The 20,519-nt window shown below is 69.1% G+C and carries 21 protein-coding genes; 8 read left to right on the top strand and 13 right to left on the bottom strand.

The features are described from left to right. Positions 1-330: 330 nt before the first annotated feature. Positions 331-984, bottom strand: coding sequence for a hypothetical protein (locus tag ACFWY5_RS41380; protein WP_379626610.1), 654 nt, complete (start codon positions 982-984; stop codon positions 331-333). A gap of 196 nt (positions 985-1,180) precedes the next feature. Between ACFWY5_RS41380 and ACFWY5_RS41375 the strand changes: the two genes are divergently transcribed. Beyond that, on the top strand, positions 1,181-1,453 hold the full coding sequence (locus tag ACFWY5_RS41375; RefSeq protein WP_379638101.1) for a TetR family transcriptional regulator: 273 nt from the start codon (positions 1,181-1,183) through the stop codon (positions 1,451-1,453). Between the two features lie 312 nt (positions 1,454-1,765). On the opposite strand, the gene ACFWY5_RS41370 is transcribed toward ACFWY5_RS41375, so the two are convergent. Together ACFWY5_RS41370 and ACFWY5_RS41365 are read right to left on the bottom strand one after the other, a co-directional pair. Continuing rightward, positions 1,766-2,809, bottom strand: coding sequence for a lipocalin-like domain-containing protein (locus tag ACFWY5_RS41370; protein WP_379638100.1), 1,044 nt, complete (start codon positions 2,807-2,809; stop codon positions 1,766-1,768). A gap of 15 nt (positions 2,810-2,824) precedes the next feature. Then, positions 2,825-4,162, bottom strand: a complete 1,338-nt coding sequence (locus tag ACFWY5_RS41365) for an MFS transporter (protein ID WP_379638099.1) — start codon at positions 4,160-4,162, stop codon at positions 2,825-2,827. A 553-nt stretch (positions 4,163-4,715) separates the two neighbouring features. On the opposite strand from ACFWY5_RS41365, the gene ACFWY5_RS41360 reads away from it, so the two are divergent. Next, positions 4,716-5,003, top strand: coding sequence for a hypothetical protein (locus ACFWY5_RS41360; protein WP_379626616.1), 288 nt, complete (start codon positions 4,716-4,718; stop codon positions 5,001-5,003). Positions 5,004-5,305: 302 nt separating this feature from the next. Here ACFWY5_RS41360 and ACFWY5_RS41355 read toward each other — a convergent pair whose 3' ends face one another. Then, positions 5,306-6,403: a cytochrome P450 gene (locus ACFWY5_RS41355; protein WP_379638098.1), complete on the bottom strand. Its 1,098-nt coding sequence runs from the start codon at positions 6,401-6,403 to the stop codon at positions 5,306-5,308. A gap of 213 nt (positions 6,404-6,616) precedes the next feature. Between ACFWY5_RS41355 and ACFWY5_RS41350 the strand changes: the two genes are divergently transcribed. Beyond that, entirely contained in the window at positions 6,617-7,288 is a 672-nt protein-coding gene (locus tag ACFWY5_RS41350) for a TetR/AcrR family transcriptional regulator (RefSeq protein ID WP_379638097.1), read from the top strand. A 166-nt stretch (positions 7,289-7,454) separates the two neighbouring features. On the opposite strand, the gene ACFWY5_RS41345 is transcribed toward ACFWY5_RS41350, so the two are convergent. Then, the gene (locus ACFWY5_RS41345; RefSeq protein ID WP_379638096.1) at positions 7,455-8,042 is read right to left on the bottom strand and encodes a dihydrofolate reductase family protein; all 588 of its coding nucleotides are present in this window, start codon (positions 8,040-8,042) and stop codon (positions 7,455-7,457) included. Positions 8,043-8,454: 412 nt separating this feature from the next. Then, on the bottom strand, positions 8,455-9,180 hold the full coding sequence (locus ACFWY5_RS41340) for a siderophore-interacting protein (protein WP_379626625.1): 726 nt from the start codon (positions 9,178-9,180) through the stop codon (positions 8,455-8,457). 178 nt (positions 9,181-9,358) lie between these two features. Between ACFWY5_RS41340 and ACFWY5_RS41335 the strand changes: the two genes are divergently transcribed. Next, positions 9,359-10,348, top strand: coding sequence for an ABC transporter substrate-binding protein (locus ACFWY5_RS41335; RefSeq protein WP_379638094.1), 990 nt, complete (start codon positions 9,359-9,361; stop codon positions 10,346-10,348). Between the two features lie 35 nt (positions 10,349-10,383). Here the strand turns inward: ACFWY5_RS41335 and ACFWY5_RS41330 are convergent, their stop codons facing one another. The 4 genes from ACFWY5_RS41330 to ACFWY5_RS41315 form a co-directional block, all read right to left on the bottom strand. Continuing rightward, the gene (locus ACFWY5_RS41330; RefSeq protein WP_379638093.1) at positions 10,384-11,526 is read right to left on the bottom strand and encodes a FecCD family ABC transporter permease; all 1,143 of its coding nucleotides are present in this window, start codon (positions 11,524-11,526) and stop codon (positions 10,384-10,386) included. Next, the gene (locus ACFWY5_RS41325) at positions 11,523-12,620 is read right to left on the bottom strand and encodes a FecCD family ABC transporter permease (protein ID WP_379638092.1); all 1,098 of its coding nucleotides are present in this window, start codon (positions 12,618-12,620) and stop codon (positions 11,523-11,525) included. The genes ACFWY5_RS41330 and ACFWY5_RS41325 overlap by 4 nt, the downstream gene beginning before the upstream one ends. A 593-nt stretch (positions 12,621-13,213) precedes the next feature. Further along, positions 13,214-14,032 (bottom strand): ABC transporter permease, encoded by an 819-nt coding sequence (locus tag ACFWY5_RS41320; protein WP_379638091.1) that lies wholly within the window; start codon positions 14,030-14,032, stop codon positions 13,214-13,216. Next, on the bottom strand, positions 14,029-15,003 hold the full coding sequence (locus ACFWY5_RS41315) for an ATP-binding cassette domain-containing protein (protein WP_379638090.1): 975 nt from the start codon (positions 15,001-15,003) through the stop codon (positions 14,029-14,031). Before ACFWY5_RS41315 ends, ACFWY5_RS41320 begins: the two co-directional genes overlap by 4 nt. A 99-nt stretch (positions 15,004-15,102) precedes the next feature. On the opposite strand from ACFWY5_RS41315, the gene ACFWY5_RS41310 reads away from it, so the two are divergent. Next, on the top strand, positions 15,103-15,699 hold the full coding sequence (locus ACFWY5_RS41310; protein ID WP_379638089.1) for a TetR/AcrR family transcriptional regulator: 597 nt from the start codon (positions 15,103-15,105) through the stop codon (positions 15,697-15,699). Positions 15,700-15,753: 54 nt separating this feature from the next. Here the strand turns inward: ACFWY5_RS41310 and ACFWY5_RS41305 are convergent, their stop codons facing one another. After that, a complete protein-coding gene (locus ACFWY5_RS41305; protein WP_379638088.1) occupies positions 15,754-16,086 on the bottom strand; it encodes a hypothetical protein in 333 nt (110 codons plus the stop codon). Between the two features lie 144 nt (positions 16,087-16,230). Between ACFWY5_RS41305 and ACFWY5_RS41300 the strand changes: the two genes are divergently transcribed. From ACFWY5_RS41300 to ACFWY5_RS41290, 3 genes are all read left to right on the top strand, one after another. Then, positions 16,231-16,581 (top strand): hypothetical protein, encoded by a 351-nt coding sequence (locus ACFWY5_RS41300; protein ID WP_379638087.1) that lies wholly within the window; start codon positions 16,231-16,233, stop codon positions 16,579-16,581. 129 nt (positions 16,582-16,710) lie between these two features. Beyond that, a complete protein-coding gene (locus ACFWY5_RS41295; protein ID WP_379638086.1) occupies positions 16,711-17,406 on the top strand; it encodes a TetR/AcrR family transcriptional regulator in 696 nt (231 codons plus the stop codon). Then, on the top strand, positions 17,403-17,993 hold the full coding sequence (locus tag ACFWY5_RS41290) for a GNAT family N-acetyltransferase (RefSeq protein ID WP_379611119.1): 591 nt from the start codon (positions 17,403-17,405) through the stop codon (positions 17,991-17,993). The genes ACFWY5_RS41295 and ACFWY5_RS41290 overlap by 4 nt, the downstream gene beginning before the upstream one ends. 450 nt (positions 17,994-18,443) lie before the next feature. On the opposite strand, the gene ACFWY5_RS41285 is transcribed toward ACFWY5_RS41290, so the two are convergent. Both ACFWY5_RS41285 and ACFWY5_RS41280 read right to left on the bottom strand, forming a co-directional pair. Further along, entirely contained in the window at positions 18,444-19,025 is a 582-nt protein-coding gene (locus tag ACFWY5_RS41285; protein ID WP_379638085.1) for a TetR/AcrR family transcriptional regulator, read from the bottom strand. Beyond that, on the bottom strand, positions 19,012-20,442 hold the full coding sequence (locus tag ACFWY5_RS41280) for an FAD-dependent monooxygenase (protein ID WP_379638084.1): 1,431 nt from the start codon (positions 20,440-20,442) through the stop codon (positions 19,012-19,014). The genes ACFWY5_RS41285 and ACFWY5_RS41280 overlap by 14 nt, the downstream gene beginning before the upstream one ends. Positions 20,443-20,519 lie beyond the last annotated feature (77 nt).

Below are 20,519 nucleotides of genomic sequence, written 5' to 3'. Positions count from 1 at the left end.
GCGGGCCGGAGGCGCGTACGGCGTCCTCGTTGGCGCGATGCTGCCGCACGATCACGCTGGGCTCACCGGGGAGGAGGCCGAGGACAGCAGGACGATCCTGCGTACACCGGCCTTACGCGCGTTCGCCAGCAGGTCGGCGAGGGGCCACCCCGGTACGGGGAACAGCTAGACCACGTCCACCCTCGAACGCCACCCCGGCGGACGCCGCCACCAGGAGATCGCCGGGCATCGTCGGGACGTCTGGTGAGCGTCCGTACTTCCGCGCCTGCCGCGGTGAGTTCGCGAACGACCCGGCTGCCCGGTCACAAGGATCATGCGCTTACTCCTCCCTCAGATGTTCAGCAGGGCAATGCTGTAGACGACGATCCAGGAGGCCCAGCCGAGCCAGCCGAACAGGCCCGTCAGTGCGATGCGGTTGGTGCTGTCGGCGTTGTACGGAGCGGCCGTGGAGGAAATGAACAGCAGGGCGGCGCTGATCCAGCCCAGCCACGCGTGCCAGGCGGGGATGAACGCGAGGCCGGCTCCCGCGGCGGTGAAGCCGAGTACCGCGATGGCCAGGAAGACCTGGTTGAACCCGAAGAGCACGTTGCTGAACGCCCACAGCCCGGCTACCGAGCCGCGGTGATGTCGGGCGGCCGCGGTCATCCCGAAGCGCAGTGATTCGACCACCATGAAGGTGGCGTTCTGCATGAGGACGCCGGCGAAGCCGGTCAGGGCCCAGATATTGCTGGCGGTCTGGTCGCCGCGCCAGAGCACGGCGAGCAGACCGGCGGCGAACAGGGTGGTGAACAGCCAGCTGGCCGGCGCGAAGACCGAGGGGAGGTTGATGCGTTTGCCGACGGCGGCCAGCGCGTCGGTGTTCGCCTCCAGGGATTGGCCGGAGGTGGGGAGCGGGAGCCCGGCCCGGACGTAGATGACGTTGATGACGACTGCGAGCAGGACGAATCCGATGCCTGCCGCGCCCGCCAGACTGGTGACGGTCACGGCGCCAACCAGTTGAGTTTACGATGCATATATTGAATATAAGCGGCGGAAGGAATTGATGCAATCATGGAGAACGAGCCAGGACGACGCCGCTACACCTCACTGCGCCGCGTGGCACAGGCACATCAGACGCGAGCGGAGATCGCCGACGCCGCGCGCCGGCGGTTCCTGACACAAGGATGGGGGGGCGACCACCGTGCGCGACGTCGCTCGGGAAGCCGGGGTCGCCGTCCCGACCGTGTACGCCGCGTACCAGAACAAGGCAGGGCTGGTCTGGGCACTGGCCGACGCCGCGGACCTGGCCGCCGACCTGCCCCAGGCGATCGACGAACTGGAAGCCACCACCGACCCCCGGCGGCACCTGGCCGCCATGGCCGGTTACGACCGGCGCCTCTCTGACGGCCACTCCCTCCAGCCCCCGCTTGTCCTGACATGGATCTCAGCGGACTTTGGAGAGGTGGCCTGGTGAGGGGCTATCCGATCTTGCGTACGCGCCGTGGATGGCCTGGCTGGCGCTGGCTACCACTCGACCAGGAGCTGGTCCACGCCGTAGACCGCCCTGTCCGTCCGCATCGGCACCTGCTCGGGAGCACAGCGAGCTTCAGCGTCGGGAAGCGCCGCGGCAGCGCGGGATAGGCGATGCGCATCTCCATACGGGCGAGCTGCCGGCCGAGGCACTGGTTACACGCCGTGGCCGAACAGGTCCGGATCGGTGAAGCGTGCGGGGTCGCGGTTGGCTCCGGCCATGGGGAACTTCTTGGTACGTCGGCGTGGTTCATGATCATCTCTGTCGGGACCAGTCGCCGTAGAGTTCGACGTAGGCCTGCCCGCTCACCGGCCGGCCGGCGTAGGTGCCGGTGACCGCCGAGTCCGCCTCGTACAGTCCGGAAGGCTGGCCGGGGTAGCGGATGTCGAGCTCCTGGTCGGTGACGAGAGACCGCACGGTGAGATCGGCCCGCAGGCCCGGGATCTTCACCTTCCATCGGGTGGGATAGTTCTGCCCGGTCAGGGGGCTGCGCCAGTGTCCTCCGGCGTTCTTCGCGAGAGGGACCATGGGCGCGATCGTCTGGCGCCCGTCGCGGTGCAGGATCGTGGCGTACGCTTTCTCGTCGCGGGTGCCGACCAGGTCCCAGACGTTGAGGCGGTCACCGTTGCCGAGGTGGACGGCCATCCAGGTCCAGCGCTTGATCTTGGACCATTCCCAGTCGCCCCATTGCCGGTCGAGCCATGACTCCCCGCGTACGGCGTGGGTCGTTCCCTTGACGGTGAGGTGCCCGCTCGTCTTCAGGCTGGGAAGTGAGTAATAGTAACTCTGGCCTTCGGCGAACGGGATCAACCCGGTTCCGCCTGGGTAGAGAGCCGGTCCCGAGTGCCGCAGGACGAGCTCGACGCGGCCGTCGGGGAGGGTCGCCTTGAGGGTCATCGCCTCCATCGGGCCGGTCAGTGATGCCTTGGGCGTACGAACGTCGAGCTTGGAGTCCGAGAAGCTCACCTCCTCCAAGGGGAACCGTTCAACGAGGGAGTAGTGTTTTCCGTTCTTCTCGTCGGTGATGGCCGCGTGCACCTCCGGTCCGGCGCTCGACCGGTTGATCGTGACCTCGTAGCCGAAGCGACGGTCGCCTGCCCGCACGTGCCCGACGACGTACCACCACTCGAAGGGGGACGACGGGTGGTTCGCCTGGTCCGCCGGCAACCGGACGAATTTCGGAAATCCCCGGTCCGGCTGGGCCACCTTCGTCATGGGCGCCGCCGATGCCGGGGTCACCGCTCCGGCCAGCCCGACGGCGGTCAGGCAGAGAGCGACCGCGATGTGTTTCTTGCGCATGGTCCTTCGTTCCTGTCAAGGGTGGGTGTGTTGAACCGCCGGCCGTCTGGTCCACCAGGTGGCCACGGCCGTGGCGAGGAGCACGGCGACCACCGTGTACAGCGCGGCCGGCATGGCCTGGACCAGGTTCGTCCCGGTTTGCAGGAGCGCGCCGACGACGGCCGTGCCGAGCACGGTGCCGACCTGGCGCAGGGTGCTCACCACTCCGGACGCCGCGCCGGAGAGCTCCGGCGGGACCTCCCGCATGGCCAGCGTGTTGGCCGGCGCGAACACCGCGCCCGCGCCCACTCCGCACAGGAGCATCCCGGGCAGCAGCGCGAGGGCGTTCGTCTGCCCGTCGCTGAACAGCGCCAGCAGGACGAACCCGGCGGCGAAGACGGACAGGCCCAGCCCGAAGATCAGTCGCGGGTTCACCCGGTCGGCGAGCCTGCCGGCGAGCGGCGAGATGATCAGGGTTGCCAGCGACGGCGGTGCCAGCATCAGTCCCGCCTGCGTCGGTGAGAGCCCGAGCACCGACTGCAGGTAGAGGGTATAGGTGATCAGCAGGCCGGCCGTGGCGAACAGGGCGGCCATGAGCACGGCGTTCATCAGCCCGAAGTTGCGGTCGTGGAAGAGCCGGAAGGGCAGCAGCGGCGTGCGCTCTTGCGCCGAGCGTTGCTGGGCCAGGAAGGCGCCGAGGAGGAGGCCGCCGAGGCCGGCCAGGTAGAGCTCGCCGCCCAGGAGCGCGAACACCAGCACGGACAACCCCGCCGACGACAGCAGCACGCCGATCGGATCGAGCCCCGCCCGCCCCTGCCGGGGGGCGCCGCCCGGCGGGATGAGGATGCGGGCGGCCACGAACGCGAGCACGCCGAGCGGCAGGTTGATGAGGAACACCGACCGCCAGCTCAGGGTGTCGACGAGCACGCCGCCCACGGCGGGGCCGGCGATGGTGGCCAGCCCGGCGACGCCACTCCACACGCCGAAGGCCGCGCCGCGCCGTTCAGGCGGGAAGGCGGTCATGATGATCGACAAGGTCTGCGGCATCAGCAGCGCGGCCCCGGCGCCCTGCAGCACGCGTACGGCGATGAGCTGCGCCGGATCCTGCGCCAGGCCGCACAGCCCCGAGGCGATGGTGAACACCGCCAGGCCGGCGAGAAACACGGCACGGTGCCCGTAGCGGTCGCCAAGGCGGCCGAAGGTCAGCAGCAGTCCGGCGAAGGCGAGCGTGTAGCCGTTGAGCGCCCATAACGCCTCATCCAGTGAGGCGCCGAGGTCGGCCCGCAGGCCGGGGATCGCGATGTTGACGATGGTGGTGTCCAGCATCGTCATGAAGAAGGCCAGGCAGACGGTGGCGAGTACGCCTCTCCTCAATTCAGTGCTCCCTTCCGAAGCGCCTTCAGCATGATTTTACGCACCATATATTCAATATAGTCACCGGAAGCTCGGCCCGGACGCCGGGGTGCGAGACGCGTACCGCTCGGAACATCTCACTGCGATCAGGCGGTGGCGATCGACGCATTGACGGCCAGGCCGTTCGAGGTCGCCGTGCTGGTCTTGATGGTGACGGTCTGCCGGGTGGTGGTCAGCGGCGGGTGTAGATGACGGTCGAACTGGTGGGCGGCAGGTCCACCAGATCACCCGGCGCGGCCTGTGCCGGTACGGCGGCGAAGATAGTTGTTTCGTGATCTGCTGAGGCCAGGATGTGTGGCGGGGTTCAATGGCGACCATGATGCGTAGAGGTCTATCCGCCGCTGTCGTCGCTATCGCGTTCGCCGCTCTCACATCGTGTTCTTCGGCTTCTTCGGACGGGTCCCGCTCCGGGTCGCTGGCGTCCGACTCCACGCCTTCTCCCCAGGAGACGGCCACGCACCCACCCTCGCCAACGGGGCCGTGCGCTGGCGGAACGTGTGAGGTCAAGGTCGCCGTGGGCGACGTGGTGACAGTGCCGGAAACATACGGCCTCGGGCCGATCGAGGTGAAGGCGATCACCCGCGACGCGGTCGAGATGGCCGCGCCGCTGACGGGGTCGGGCTACAGCCTTTCGGGCTGTAACGGTGGTGGCGGCGTCTCGGCGTCCAAGGACGGCGTGGTCGGCGGTGTCAGCTTCAGCTGCGGCAAGGGAGCCGTCGCGACCATCAACAACAGCATGAGCCTGGAGATCGTCAAGATCCACGACACCACCGCTGTCCTCCGTATCAAGCCCGCCGGGTGATGCACGGCCCGGCCCGACCATGCGCTGCCGACCGATCCGCGGTCGAGACTGGCCTGCGGACGCACCGTTCGCCGTGCGACGGCAGGACGGCTCGCCGGCCCGTCCTCCAGCGTCGGACACGACCAGCGGCTACCGGTGACCGGTGGCGGCCCAGCGGGTGGCCAGGATGGTAGCCGACGGGGTAGCCGGCAGCGGCGGTGAACCGGGTCCCGCAGCCGGGAGGGTCCGGTAGGAGTACCGCGACCAGTCCGTCGCCGTCGCCCTGGTCGAAGACCTCCGGCGCGGTGATCCGCATGGGCCGTCTACCAGGTGACGGGCAGTTCGTGGATGCCGTACGCGAGGTTGCCGTGCTTGTAGGGCAGCTCGTCCACCGGGACGGCGACCCGCAGGGTGGGGATGCGCGCGAACAGAGTGGAAAAGGCGATCTCCAGTTCTGCCCGGGCGAGGTTCTGCCCGAGGCACTGGTGTACGCCGTAGCCGAAGGCGACGTGGTGCCCGTTGCCGCGGTGCACGTCGAGCCGTTCGGGCTCGGGGAACACCGCGGGGTCCCAGTCGGCGGCGGCCAGCAGGGCGAAGACCCCCTCGCCCGCGCGGATCCGGGTGCCGCTGAGCTCGGTGTCCTCGGCCGCGATGCGGGTGGTGACGAGGTCGGCGATGCTGAGGTAGCGCAGCAGTTCCTCGATGGCAGCGGGGAGCAGCTCGGGGTTCTCTCGCAGGGCGGCGAGCTGGTCGGGGTGCTCCAGCAGGGCCACGGTGCCCAGCGAGATCATGTTCGCCGTGGTCTCGTGGCCCGCGTTCAGCAGCATCAGACACATCATGAGCAGCTCATCGCGGCGGAGCTCGCCGGCGGGCTCCAGGCGCTCGGTGACCAGCTTGCTCAGCAGGTCGTCGCCGGGTTCGTGCTGCTTGCGGGTGATCAGGCCGTCCATGTAGGCGCGCAGCTCACCCAGCGCGGCCGCGAACTGCCCGGCGGTGCTGGTCCCTGACACGCCGACCTTGCTCCTGCTCTGGAAGAACTCGTGGTCGTCGTACGGCACGCCGAGCAGCTGGCAGATCACCAGTGACGAGACGGGGAGCGCGAACGCCTCGACCAGGTCCACCGGCGGAGTCGTGGCGACCAAGTCGTCGAGCAGCCGGTCAACGGTGGCCTGGATGCCGGGCCGCATCGTCTTGACCCGCTTGAGGGTGAACTCCTGGATGAGCATGCGCCGGTAGAAGCTGTGCTGCGGCGGATCCATCCGGATGAACGGCGGGCGCCGCAGGACCTGCGCCTGCCCCGGCAGGAGCGTGGGGAAGCCGGGCCGGGTGCCGTCGGCGCTGAACGCCGGGCTGCTCAGCACGGTCCGGACATCCTCATACCGGGTCACCAGCCAGGCGGTGCCGCCGGTGGGCAACCGCACTTCAGAGACGGGTTGCGTGGTGCGTAGCCGGTCGTATTCCGGAGGCGGGGCGAACGGGCACCGCCGCGGGAGCGGGAAGCTCCCGCTGTCAGAAGTCGTGGTCGGGGACATCAGCCTCACCTCAATAAACGGAGGAGAACCCTTCGCTTGCTTTTGGCGCTAAGCTAACACAACCGAAGGGATTGCCTCCATATCAACGAGATGGGTGCCGGTTTGACCGAGAACACCACCCGGCTGCGGGCCGACGCCCGTCACAACCGTGAGCAGATCATCGTCGCGGCCCGCGAGGTCTTCCTCGAGCAGGGCATCCACGCGCCGCTGGAGGAGATCGCCCGCCGCGCCGGCGTCGGCATAGCCACCCTCTACCGCCGCTTCCCCGACCGCCACACGCTCGTCCTGCAGGTCGCCCTGGAGAACCTGACCTTGGTCGGCGAGGAGTTGGACCGCGCCACCGCCGCGCACCCCGACGCCTGGGGCGCTCTCGTGCAACTCGTACGCCGCCTGGTGGAGTTGCGGCTCAGCGTCATCATGCCGGTGCTGCTCCCCGTCCTGGAGGAGGACGCACGCGGCGAAGGGGGAGCCCTGAAGGCGCGACGCGACCAGCTCTACGAGCGGATGGAGCAGCTCACCCGCGCCGCCCAGCAGGAGGGGCGGCTCCGCCAGGGCATCAACCCCATCGACATCTGGCTCGGCGTCGTCAAGTTGTCCCGCCCGCTGCCCGTCATCGGCGCCGAGCTGAACGAGCTCATCACCGGCCGGCAACTGGAACTGTTCCTCGACAGCCTCGGCGGACTCCACCCCACGACGCCAGACACCTACGAGCCGCTACGCCGGCAGCCGCTCACCCTCGACCACCTGGACCGCCACCTCAAAACGGCAGACTAACGGCGACCCAGCACCCCGTGACGCACAGGGATTGGGCCAGGGGGCGACCCGCCGTTTAACGTGGGCAACATGCCATGATCACGCGGCAGCCACGAGCCCTGGCCGGCCGGACCGCGATGACGGCCCCATCGGAGAGCTCACGCCTCCGACCGGCCCGGACAGAGGGCTAGCGACGGACCGGATACCGCAGGTGCACGGCACGCCGGCTCTGGATGACGACCGGGTCGTCGAGCAGGAGATGCCCGCCCTCGATCTTGGAGAAGTACGGGATGCCCTCGCCGAACAGCACCGGTACGAGGCTGACGCACACCTCGTCCACCAGACCGAGGGCGAGCGCCTGCTGCGTCACGTTCGCGCTGGCGATCGTGACGTTCCGGTCGCCGGCGATCTGTTTCGCCCGATTGATCGCCGCTTCGACGCCGTTGACGAACGCCGTGGTCGGCCACTTCTCGGCAGCATCCGCCGGTGGCCGGTGCGTGACCACGACAACGGGCGCGCCGGCCGGATGCTTGTCGTTCCAGCCCTTGGCGATGTCGAACAGGCGGCGGCCGGCGATGAGCGCGCCCGTGTTCTCGGTCAGCTCCCGCCATGCCTCCGCACCCGCGTCATCGACCTTGAGCGAGATGTCCTCGTTCGGGTTCGGCACGGCCACGTCTCCGGACTCGTACCAATCGAACAGCTCGCCAACCTGGTCATCCGGTTGCGCGATATATCCGTCCAGCGACATCGTCATGTGGCTGAAGATCTTGCCCATGAGCGTCCTCCTCTTACTGCTCGGCCCGGTGGTTCCCGGCCCGTCTTACACGGTCCTGAGGTAGACCACTTTCAACGGCCGAACTCATCGCGCCCAGACAACTGATCACAACCCCACAGTGCGAGGCCGAGCCAGCCCCGCTGCGTCCCACCCCGGATCCGATCACAGACCCCGGTCGAATCATCGACCCGCACATCCGCCGCCGAAACCTGCTCGACGGCGTCCGCCACGAATACACGCATGCCGCTTGACCTGAACGGACGTCATCTTCGGCAGCCACAGTGCCCAAGGCGTCGAGATACTCGTCGAGCCGCGGCGGCGCGGCAGGCTTCGCGCAGTTCGTCGTCGGATTAGGGGCCCAGGCGCAAGCAGCCATAGTCCGTCGCGGGTGGCGCCGTTGGGTGGCACTGGGTCAGAGTTCGCTGTCCTGGGTCTCGCCCTTGGTCCAGTAGGCGGTCAGGTGCGTGGCGGCGCGGTCCAGCCCGGCGGTGCTGGTGTAGTGGCGCCGCAGCGCCCGCATGCTGTCGCGCTCGCCGCCGCCCCACACGCGTCCGGCGCCCGGCGGGAGGTGTAGTGCGGTCGCGTGCTCGTACAGCAGGCTGCCGTGTTCGCGGTCGTGGCGGTGGAGCCAGGTGACGGTGGCGTCGGCGCGGGTGGGCAGCGGCTGTTCCTCGTCACGGTCGGCGACCTCAATGGCGGCCAGCACGCGGTGACCGGCGGGAAGCTCGTCGAGAATGGCGCCGATGGCAGGCAGCGCGGTCTCGTCGCCCAACAGGAGGGTCCAGTCGGTGACGGGGTCCAGCGGGTAGGCGGGGCTCGGGCCGAACCAGATCACCTCGTCACCCGGCCGGACGCGCTCCGCCCAGCCGGAGGCGAGCTGGCCGGGGCCGTGCAGGACGAAGTCCATGTCGACCTCGAGGCGTTCTGGCCTGTGGTGGCGGATGGTGTAGCGGCGCAACCTCGGCTGGGCGAAGGGCAGCAGCGCCTTGGCGGCCTCGGTCGTGAAGGGGCGGGGCAACTCGACGCCGGGCTCGTAGAAGTACAGGGCGACGTGCTGGTCGCTGCCGTTGCTGCGGAACTCCGCCAGGTCCGGGCCCGTGAGGGTGAGGCGGGCCGTGCGGGGTGTGATATGCCGCACAGTCCGCACGGTGGTCACGTGGATACGCCCCGGCCTGCGGCTCCGGCGCTCTCCGGTCGAGGTCGTGCTCATGACGTACGGGCTCCCCACGGCTGGTTCGTGATGATCTGTTCATGAAGATACTGCCGCGTCGCTATAGGTTAGGCAAACCTAAGTTTTCAATGGCGAAGGAGTGACCGTGGAGCGTTCGCGTATTTTGTCGGGGCCGGTGGGACGTAGACGGTTCCTCGTCGGGCTCACGGGCGCCGCGGCGGCGTTGGGGCTCACGGCCTGTGGCGTGAGCGCGTCGGAAGGCACTCGGCAGGCCGGCCGTTCCGTGCCGCCGGGCGGCGGCGCCACCCGCGGCCTCGTGACGGACAACGGAACGATCCAGGTGCCCGAGAACCCTCAGCGGATCGTGGTCCTGGCGAACTACGAGGCCCTGATGCTGCTCGACCTCGGTCTGGTCCCGGTGGGCATCCCCGACGGGACGGCCAGCGAGCAACTCCTGCCGCCGGAGGTGTACGCGCGGCTCAAGGACGTCCCCACGATCGGCGCCGCGGGCACCCCCAACGCCCAGGCCATCGCCGCGCTGAAGCCCGACCTGATCATCGACCAGTTCTACAAGGACAAGTCGGCCGCGCTCACCACGATCGCCCCCGTGGCCTACTTCGACTGGGCCTCCAGCCGCGCGCTGTGGCACGAGCAGATCGCCAAGGTGGCCAAGGCGGTCAACCGGGAGAACGTCCTGGCCGAGAAGAAGACGGAGTACGAGCGCCGGCTGGCAGAGGTCAAGGCCGCCTACGCCAAGCAGATCGCGTCCACCACCTGGGCGCCGCTCAGCGGCGGCCCGAACGGGAAGTTCTTCCTCGGAACGCCGCTGGCTACCGTGATGCGCGACGTGGGGCTGCGCATCGGCGCCGGGCTGCCGGAGAACGAGGCGGGCTTCGTACCGAAGAGCTATGAGGAAATGGACGTGCTCGACGGCTGCGACGCGCTGATCTACCCGGTGCAGTTCGACGGCAAGCCGACGCCCACGACCCAGCAGTTGCTGGACCACAAGCTGTGGAAGGGCGTGCCCGCGGTCAAGGCCGGGCACGCCTTCTCCTCCAAGCACTTCGTGATGGCCAACTACAGCTTCGCGATCAGCACGGTCGACGAGATCGAGGGCATGCTGAAGCAGCTGTGACGGCGCCGCCCCCGCCACGGCGGGAGCGGCCCTTCTCAGGCCACACCGGTGCCGCGCCGCCTGAACAGCACCCAGGCCAGATACATCCCGCCCAGCACGGCCGTGGTCACTCCGACCGGGAGCAGGTTGTTGCGCTGCGACTCCCCCGCCACCTCGACCCAGCCGATCCGCTCGTCGATCCACACCAGGGCCGGGAAGAACTGGCTGGAGACGAAATGGGCCGCTGACAGCAGCGCGGCGCCCACGGTGGCGGCCGACATCAGGCTGACGCCGGGGGCACGACCGGCCAGCAAGGCGATCTGCGGCGCGGCCAGCGCCACGAACGGGATGGGCCCGGCGCTGGCCACCGCCACCCCGCACAGCCCGATGCCCACCATCGTCAGCGCGAGCCGCGAACCATTCACCGCGACACCCAGTCCGGTCGCCAGTTCGTCACCGAGCTCCAGCATCCGCAGCCGCCTGCCGAGCAGCAGCGCCACGGGCAGCAGGACCGCCATCGCCACCGCCATGATCCGTACCGAGCTCCAATCCCGCCCGTTCAGCGTCCCGACGAGCCAGACGTGGGCGTTCTGCGCGTCGTTGAGCGCGGACCTGGTGAGCAGGTAGGAGTTGACCGAACCGAGCATGGCCGTCACACCGAGCCCGATGAGCACCAGCCGGATGCCGTGCAGGCCTCCCCGGCTGGCGAGTACGGACACCAGCAGGGCCACGACGAGACCGCCGGCGACCGCGCCGGCGGCCACCGCGGCGGCGGCTCCGCTGAACAGCACGATGACCAGGATGGCGCCGGTCGCGGCGCCGCTGCTGAAACCGATCACGTCCGGGCTGGCCAGAGGGTTGCGTGAGACGCTCTGGAAGATCGCGCCGCTGGTGCCCAGCGCGGCACCCGCCAGGATCGCCAGCAGCGCCTGCGGCAGCCGTTCCTGATTGACGAAGTGGACGGCGAGCCGGTCCCCCGTCCCGTGGAACAGCGCCTCGGCCACCTCCGGCAGCGTCACCGGGTAGGTGCCCACACACAGGCTGACCAGCAGAAGAAGCCCGGCCAGCAGCAGGGCCGCCGCGCTGATGAAGACAGTGCGCCGGTGCGCGCGGAAGCTGATCCGCCCTGACCACAGCCGGACCGGCCAGGCCCGGCCCCCGAGGAACCCGCCCTCACGACGGGTCTCGGTCGTCGTCACAGTGACGCCTCCCTGCGCCTGTACACCATCGCGATGAAGACGGGCGCGCCGATGATCGCGGTCACCGCGCCCACCTCCAGTTCGTCATCCGGCAGCACGACCCGGCCGATGATGTCGGATGCCAGCAGTAGCACCGGCGCGAGCAGCATCGAGTAGGGCAGCACCCACCGCAGGTCCGGCCCGGTCAGCCGGCGCGCCACCAGCGGGACCACCAGGCCGACGAAGCCGATCGGGCCCGCTGCCGCCGTCGCCGTTCCGCACAGCAGGGTCACGGTGACCACGGCGAAGGCTCTGGTCCTGACGATCCGCGTACCGAGAGCCCGGCCCAGTTCCTCGCCCAGGGCGAGCGAGTTCAGCGGTCTCGCGAGGAACAGGGCGACCACCAGCCCTGCGGCCACGAACGGCACCAGTTGCAAGACGAGCTCCGGCTCCCGCCCGGCGAGCGAGCCGACCATCCAGAACCGCAGGTAGTCATAGGTGGCCGAGTCGAAGACGGTCAAACCGGCGATCACGCCGCTCAGGCAGGCGCTCACCGCGGCCCCGGCGAGCGCGAGACGCACGGGAGTCGGCCCGGCCCTGCCGGACGCGCCGAGCATGTACACGATCACCGTGGTGATCGCCGCGCCCGCGAACGAGAACCAGACCAGCGAGCCGAAGCTCGCCAGGCCCACCACACCGATGCCGAAGACCACCGCTGCGGACGCTCCCGCGTTCACGCCGAGAAGTCCCGGATCGGCGAGCGGGTTGCGGGTGATGGCCTGCATCACCGCTCCCGCCACCCCGAGCGCCGCGCCCGTCATCAGCCCGGCGAGCGTGCGCGGCAGGCGAAGCTGCCGGATCACGTCGGTGGTGTAGGAGCCGTCGCCGTTCCAGATAGCGGTCCACACCTGGGCGAGCGTGGTGTCCTTGGCGCCGATCCAGGTGCTCAGCACGACGAGGAACAGAACGAGCACCGCGAGCGCCAGCACGCCGCCACCGCGTAGCACGGCACGCACGGGGCGCGGCTTCCCCCGGCCGGCGCGCGAGCCCGGCGCCCGGATCGGGACCTCGCCCGGGCCTCGCCGGACCCGCCTGCCGAACACAACCACGCGCACGATGCAGCCTTCCCTTGCGTCCAGGAATCGCGACGGGTCCGCCGACTCGGCCGACTCGTAGCAAAGTTAGGCTAACCTAACCGCTCAGCCGAGCATCCCCGGAGCCGCACATCGAGACCCTCGGGATCGCCGCGGCGAGTGACAAGCTCGGGCCGCTCGTGTCCCGTGCCGTCCACGCCCACCGCCCCACCCGCATCAAGCGGTCCGCCGACGAACACGCCGACCTCGTCGCCCTCCGCCGTGCTCGCGAAGCCGCGCAGGTGCGTGAACTGATGGCGGTGATGTCGAGATGACCGTCTACACCTCACGGGCAGAGGCGTACGCCGACCTCGGGCTGGGCGGCTCCGACCGGTGAAGCTCCCCCTCCACATCGCCCCCAGGTTCGAGGGGCCCTTCAGTCGATCGCGCCGACGCTTCGTGTCTCCATCGTTGATACGCTGCTCGACCTCGCCGACGACCCGACACCGCCTGGAGCCATACCGTACGCCGACATTCCGGGTGCCTACGAGCTAGTGACGCCGGCCTTCCGCGCGCTGTACACCTACGGCCCCGACCTCACACATGTATCGGTGTGGGTGCTTCATGGCTGGGGCTCAACGGCTCAGGTTGCGGAAGCGGCGCACCGACAGCGGGAGGAACACGGCGATCAAGGCGAGCGGCCACACGACCGCCATGAGGATCGAGTTCTGCGCGAGCCATGAGTCGCCCCCGACGCCGGGGTTGTCGAAGAGCAGCCGGGCCGCCGCCACGGTAGACGACAACGGGTTGGCCTCCGCGACGGCCCCGAGCCACGAAGGCATGAGCTCCGGCGCGACAAAGGTGTTGGTGATCATCGCGAACGGCAGCACCAGCGGGAAGAGCACCGCGGCGCTCTCGACCGACCGCAGGAGCAGGCCGATGTAGATGCCCGCCCAGATCAGGGCGAAGCGGAGCAGCAACAACAACCCAACGGCGGCCAGGAACGCGAGGACTCCCCCGTGCGCCCGCCACCCCACCAGCAACCCGCACGCCACCAGGACTCCCAGGTCGGCAGCGGCGCGGACCATGTCGGCCAGGCTCCGCCCGGCGACGATCGCGAAGGGCGAGATGGGCATGGAACGGAATCGGTCGGTGATCCCCCGTCCGGAGTCGGCGGCGACCGCGGACGCGGTGATGACCAGACCGAAGACCATGGTCATGCCGAACAGCCCGGGCATCAGGAACTCCCGGTAGTTGCCCCCGCCGGGGACGACCATCGCGCTGCCGAAGACGTACCCGAAGAGCAGCACCGACACCACCGGGAACAGCAGCCCGCCGACGACCTCCTCCGGCGAACGCAGCCAGCGGGTCAGGTCGCGCCGTGTGATGGTCCAGCCGTCGGCCAGGGCCCACCGCGTCCTGGCGGCTCGGGTGCGGGGTGTCACGATCGTCATCGGCCTGCCTCTTTCTCATCGGTGGCCGTCTCGTGGCCGGTCAGACGGGCGAAAACCTCGTCGAGCGTGGGGCCGCGCAACGCGACGTCCCGTACGTAGACACCGGCGTCCTGGAGCCCGCGTAGGGCGTCGGTCAGCGTGCCGGTACGGTCGCGTACCGGCACGACGAGCCGGTTGGCCTCGATGTGGATCCGCGGCGCGATCCCCGTGACGGCCGTGAGCACCTCGGCCGCGCGCTCGCACGCGTCCGCCCGGTCCACCACGATCTCGAGCCGGCCGCCCCCGACTGCCGACTTCAGCTCCCCCGGAGTGCCCTGCGCGATGACGCGACCCCGGTCGATGACCGAGATCTGGTCGGCGAGCTGGTCGGCCTCGTCGAGGTAGTGCGTGGTGAGCAGGACGGTGGTGCCCTGCGCGACCAGCGTCCGCACCTGGTTCCACACCTCCATGCGGTGCCGGGGGTCCATGGCCGCGGTCGGCTCGTCGAGGAAGAGCACCGGCGGCGCCGTGATGAAGCTGATCGCGAGGTCCAGCCGCCTGCGCATGCCTCCCGAATAGGTCTTGGCGGCGGCCCCGGCCACCCCGACCAGGTCGAACTGCTCCAGCAACTCCCCCGCCCGGCGCCGTGCCTCCCGGGCGCCGAGGTGGTAGAGGCGGCCGAACATTTCCAGGTTTTCCCGGCCGGTCAGCACCTCGTCCAGGGCGATGCTCTGGCCGGTCAGCCCGATTCGGTAACGCGCCTCGGCGGTCTCGCGTACGACGTCGAAGCCGCCGACCATCGCCCGGCCCGCGTCGGGGCGCAGCAGCGAGGTCAGGACGCGTACCGCCGTCGATTTTCCCGCCCCGTTCGGGCCCAGCAGGGCGCACACGGCGCCGTGGGGCACCGCGAGGTCGAAGCCGTCCAGGGCTTTGGTGGTGCCGTAATGCTTGCACAGCCCGTCGGCGAGGATCGCGTACCCGGCCGTTGCCATGACCGCACCTCCTGATGTTAACTCCACTAAGTATATGCGTCGATATACTTACATGAGAGTACGCTTGGGAGCAACAAAGTGAGCGGACCGGAGGAGCCGATGGCAGCGCACGAGGACCAGGCGGAGCCCCGGCGGCGGCTGCCCCGAGCCGAGCGGCGTGAGCTGATCCTGGCCGCCGCCACCCGCGCCTTCGCCAGGGCCGGCGGCTTCGCCCCGACCAACCTCGACGACGTCGCCGAGGAGGCGGGCATCTCGCGGATGATCCTCTACCGCCACTTCGAGTCCAAGGCCGACCTCTACCAGGCGGCGATCGACCGCGCCGCCGGCCGGCTCCACGAGGCGGCCACCGGAGAAGGCGGGCTCGGCGAGCACAGCGTGCCCGCCATGGTGGAGTGGGCCGCCCAGGACGCCGACGCGTTCCGGCTGCTGTTCCATCACGCGGCCCGCGAGCCCGACTTCCGCGACGAGATCGACCAGTTGCGCGCGGGCATGGTCGCCGCCGTCCACCCGCACATGCGCGAGCTGACCACGGACCCGGAATGGTCGAGATGGGCGGCGCAACTGGCCACCACGACGGTCATCGAAGCGATCATCATCTGGCTCGACAACGGCCGGCCCGACCCCGACCTGGCCGCGGAGCGCATACTGACCGCCGTGGACGGCGCCTATCGGGCGATCGGCCCGCAACCGCGATGACCTCGGCCTGCAACACCCCGGCACTGCGCCTGCCGAAAATTATGTCCGTGCAGATCAAGCGGCGTGTGAGTATTCGCGGAGGATTCCGCCGAGCCGATCGTGTCGGCGGATGTTCAGGTGGATGATGCGCGCCGGTTCGGTGATCGGGTCCGGGGCGACGCGTAGTGGGGCCACCTGGTCGAGGGTTTGATGGGCGCGATGTTCGTTGGAGAACTTCTCGTACTCGGCCAGGGCGTGGCGTGATGGCGATGGCGCCAAGCACACGGACGCGCCTGGTGGCGTGCTCGATGACGGCCAGGATGTACTGGCGCTGCGCCCGTTCAGGGTGACGGTTTCCATGAAGTCGCAAGCCAGGAGCGCGTCGGCTTGTAATCGCAGGAGCCCCACCGGTCCTCCTCCACGAACGAGCGGCAACCGCCCATGCCACCCAGGGCTTCGCAAGGCCATGACCTGGCCGGACGGGATTTTCGGCAGGCGCAGAGCTGACCACCCTGACCTTGGGACGGCCGGGCATGGGACAACCGCGGCGTATTGTCGCGCTTCGTCCTGCGGCTCATCCGCGTGGCCACCGAGGATGTCGAGCTGCCGTCCGGCAAGGTGAAGAAGGGTGAGGGCGTCATCGCCTCCTTCACCGGAGCCGACTTCGACCCGAGTGTCTTCCCCTCCCCCGGCACCCTGGACCTCGACCGCACTCCCGATCGACCCTATCCCGCCTTCGGCCGCGGCCTTCTACTACTGCCTCGGCGCCAACCTCGCCCGAGCCTCCTCGGCGTTCTCGTCCAGCGCCTGCCCGATTTGTCGCTCGCCGTACACCCCGACGACGTGACGTGGACCTTGGACAGCCTCGTTCTTCGCCCGCCGAGCCTGCCCGTGAGCGAATGAGCGTACTTCCCAGCGCCAACTCCTTTTCTGTATGGCGTACAGTGTAGGCTGTACTGTGTATGTCATGAACAGTTAATTAAGGAGCGCGCCATCGACGAGGAGTTCGAGATTCCGACGGTCGTCGCCCGGATGTGGGGGCGGGAGCCGAGGACATCCCAGGGGCCGCGGCCCAGCCTGAGCCTGGAGCGGATCACCGAAGCCGCCATCCGCCTCGCGGACCGCGAAGGGCTGGCAGGCGTGCGGATGGGCAGCGTAGCCGCACGCCTCGGCGTGTCCACGATGGCGCTGTACGGATATGTCGCCAGCAAGGATGACCTTCTGATCGCGATGGCCGACGCGGCCACGCCTGAGCCTCCCGAGCCCGGCGAACTGTCGTGCCGGGCCTACCTGTCCGCCTGGACGCGAGCCAACCGCGACTTCCTGCTCGGTCACCCCTGGCTGCTGGAGGTGTCACCGCTGGCCCCGCCAACCGGGCCGCGGGCGCTGCGATGGCTGGACCACCTGCTGATCGTGCTGACCGGCGCCGGAGTGGCTCCAGGTGAGGCGGTCAACATCGCCACCAGCCTGTCCACGTACGCCGTCAGCGCCGCGTCTCTCGCCCACAGACTGCGGGACGGCACAGGCATGACGGGGCCAGGGGCGTACAGCGCACTGCTCTCCCATCTGGTCGACAAGCCCCGTTTTCCGGGCCTGTCGGCAGCCCTCGACGCCGGCGCCATCGGCAGCGCCCCCGAGTGGGCGGACGACGACCACGCCTTCGGGCTCAGCCTGTTGCTCGACGGCATCGAAGCGCTCATCACCAAGCGAGCGGAGGAAACACAATGATCGACGTAGTATGCGCCGCCGACCTCCACGAAAGCTACCGCCGGTCCATCGCCGAGATTTTCGTCGACGGATTCGGCCCCGATTTCGCCTTCTTCTCCACCGACCACGGAAAGCTCACCGACGTTCTCCAGCACACGCTGGTGCTCGACCTGTTCTACGTCGCTCTTGTCGACGACCGGCCGGCCGGGATCGCCGCGTGCACCAATGGCAGACAGTTGTCATTCCGGCACGACAAGCGCGAGTTGCGCAGGCATCTCGGCTTCTACAAAGGCACCATTGCCCATATCGTCTTCGGACGGGAGTTCTACAAGCCTCTCCCCTACACCAGGGACAGGCTGGCCAGCCTCGAGTTCGTCGCCACCGGAGCGAGCTACAGGGGAATGGGCGTCGCCACCACCCTGCTGACCCACCTGCTCGCCCTCCCCCAGTACGACGAGTACGTGCTGGCGGACATCGCCGACACCAACACGGCCGCTCTGGGCCTGTACGAAAAACTCGGCTTCCGCGAGTTCAAGCGTGAGAAGGTGAACCACACCAAACGGACCGGCATCAACGCCTACGTGTCCATGCGGCTCGTTCAGCCCTGAGCGGGCGTTCCGCGAGTTGACGTCTCTTTCGGCGCTTGGGCAGGGTAGGACGGGCAGACGGGGGATGTCGTTGCCGAGCTATGGACGTGGCCCGGGCTCGGTCTCAACGAGGACGCCCTGGCCGACCAGGCGTTTGAGCTTGGCGCGGATCTTCTCGGTGTTCTTGGGGATGATAGGCAGGTCCAAGGCCTGACACAGGTCACAGGCGCGAACCTGAAGGACCTGCGCAAAAGGTACGGCCGCGCAGGTCCCAGAGCCGCAGAAGGCCGTCCCCATCGGCGGTCAGCGCGATCGGCCTGCCGTTGACCGTGACGGGCACGATGCGGGGCACCGGGCGGACGGGACCGGCCGATTCCGTCCCGTGCCCGGGTCCCACAGCCTGATCGTGCTGTCCGCGCAAACGTGGATGCCCGACTGGAAGATCGGATTCGTGCGAGCCCTCAAAGCGGACTATGTCGCCATCGGTGCTTGGTGGTGGGTCAGGAGAGCCCGTACGGCGGTGCGGATCAGCTGGCTTGGGGACTCGGGCACGCCGGTGGTGAGAGCGGTGAAGAGAACGCCCAGCACGCTCATCTCCAGAAGCATGGCGTCGTCCTGGCTGATGTCGATTCCGGCGGCGCGGCATTGGCGGACGATGAGATCGCTTCGGCCGTGCAGGGCGTCGGTCAGCGTGTCTCGCAGGCGGGGGTTTCTGGTGCTTTCCAGGTGTAGCTCGAACAGGGCCAGCGGATGGTGCCGGCCGTCGGTCAGCATCGTGGTCAGGACGGCGACCAGCGCTTCCTCCAGATCGGCTGGCGAGATCGGCCGGACGGTGTAGGCGGCCACGCGTTCGCCGAGCCGGTGGGTGATCCGCTCGATGACCCCGTTGAGCAGCGCGTCGCGGGTGCGGAAGTAGCGTGAGGTGGTGCCGGCCGGTACGGCGGCGGCGGTGTCGACGGCTCGGTGGGTCAGTCCGCGTGACCCCTGCTCGGCCAGCACCGTGATGGCCGCGTCCGCTAGGTGGTCGCGGCGCTGTGGGTTAGGCGGTGGCACGGTTTCCTTCCCTGTCGGTGCGGTTGGCTGGACCACACCATTTCACCAGAGCCGCTGCTATACCGGTGTGATCGCCGGCCCAGGCCACGTAGCCGTCCGGGCGGATCAGCGTCGCCTCGGGCCCGGTGCCGTGAAGGGGTGTGGCGTGCCGTACGCGATCGCGCCAGGGGGTGGGCACGCCCTTGTCGGAGAGCAGGACGAAGGTGCCGGCGCGCAGTACCTCATACAGACGGCCGGCGTCTGTCGGGCCGTCGGCGGCTCGGCGTCCGGCCAGCGGGTGAGCGTCCGGTTCGCCGGATGGGTAGGCGAACTCCAGGCCGGACAGCCTGCCGAGGATGCGGCGGCGGCCTGGACCGGTGTGGAGCAGGGTCGCCATGACGCGCCGGCTGATTTCCAGGCGCACTCGGGAGCCGCTGAGCACCAGCCCGGTGAGGTGGTCGGTCATGGCCAGGACGGCGGAGCCCACGGGGTGCCGCTCGGCGTGGTAGGTGTCGAGCAGCCAGGGCGGGGCCCAGCCGTGCAGCGTTGCGGCGAGCTTCCAGCCCAGGTTGGCGGCGTCCTGGATGCCGGTGTTCATGCCCTGGCCGCCGATGGGCGAGTTCACATGGGCGGCGTCCCCGACCAGGAAGACCCGCCCCGATCGGTAGCTGCGGGCCTGGCGGCGTTCGGCGACGAAGCGGGAGAACCAGCGCGGCTCGCTCATCCCGTAGTCCGTGCCCGCGATGGTGCGGAACGCCTCGCGGATCAAGGCGAAGCGTGGGTCGTTCTGCTCCTCGCGCAGCCACGCGCCGACCCGGAACCAGCCGTCGCCGAACGGGAGGGTCACCACCACGCCCTGAGTGCCGACCTGGGTGATGGGTGGCGGCTCGGAGGTGGGGATGCGGACATCGGCCAGCAGCATGGGCAGGCTGTAGGCCGCGCCAGCGAAGCCCACGCCGACCAGGTCGCGGACAGTGCTGTGGGCGCCGTCGGCACCGATGACGTACCTGGCCTCCAGCTCGCCCCCGTCCTGAAGCTTCAGCCGGACGGATTCGGCGTCCTGGGTCAGGCCGGCCACATCGGCGTTGCGGCGGATCTGTACGCCGAGTTCGGCGGCGCGCTGCTGAAGGAGCATCTCGGTGCCGTTCTGGGGCACGAGCAGCAGCATCGGATATCTGGTGTCGAGCCGCCCGAAGTCGACCCGCGAGGCGTAGGCGGGATACACCGTCCTGAGCGGGTTGCCTGCCGCGACCAACTCGTCGCCCATGCCCCGGGCATCGAGCAGTTCCAGGGCTCGGGCATGCAGACCAAAGGCCCGCGTGACGTTGGACTCGCTGCCGCGCTTGTCCACGATCGTGCAGGGAACGCCCGCCAGCGCGAGCTCGCAGGCGGCCATCAGCCCGGTGGGACCGGCTCCCACGATGACGACGTCGTGCATAACACTTCTCCGTTCGCTACATATGTATCGCTACATTTATAGCGCATAGATGGCCGGCAGTGCCTGCCCTGTTCGCC

The sequence above is a fragment of the Nonomuraea sp. NPDC059007 genome (assembly GCF_042740555.1).
GTDB lineage: Bacteria > Actinomycetota > Actinomycetes > Streptosporangiales > Streptosporangiaceae > Nonomuraea.
Note: the sequence above shows the minus strand (reverse complement) of the source record. Positions and strands in the feature narration are given on the sequence as shown.

Bases quoted from the DNA above. Each gene is read 5' to 3' on its own strand.
- ACFWY5_RS41370 (WP_379638100.1), bottom strand. From the start codon at position 2,809: ATGCGCAAGAAACACATCGCGGTCGCTCTCTGCCTGACCGCCGTCGGG.
- ACFWY5_RS41345 (WP_379638096.1), bottom strand. From the start codon at position 8,042: ATGGGCAAGATCTTCAGCCACATGACGATGTCGCTGGACGGATATATC.
- ACFWY5_RS41320 (WP_379638091.1), bottom strand. From the start codon at position 14,032: ATGACGATCGTGACACCCCGCACCCGAGCCGCCAGGACGCGGTGGGCC.
- ACFWY5_RS41315 (WP_379638090.1), bottom strand. From the start codon at position 15,003: ATGGCAACGGCCGGGTACGCGATCCTCGCCGACGGGCTGTGCAAGCAT.
- ACFWY5_RS41310 (WP_379638089.1), top strand. From the start codon at position 15,103: ATGGCAGCGCACGAGGACCAGGCGGAGCCCCGGCGGCGGCTGCCCCGA.
- ACFWY5_RS41295 (WP_379638086.1), top strand. From the start codon at position 16,711: ATGTGGGGGCGGGAGCCGAGGACATCCCAGGGGCCGCGGCCCAGCCTG.
- ACFWY5_RS41290 (WP_379611119.1), top strand. From the start codon at position 17,403: ATGATCGACGTAGTATGCGCCGCCGACCTCCACGAAAGCTACCGCCGG.
- ACFWY5_RS41280 (WP_379638084.1), bottom strand. From the start codon at position 20,442: ATGCACGACGTCGTCATCGTGGGAGCCGGTCCCACCGGGCTGATGGCC.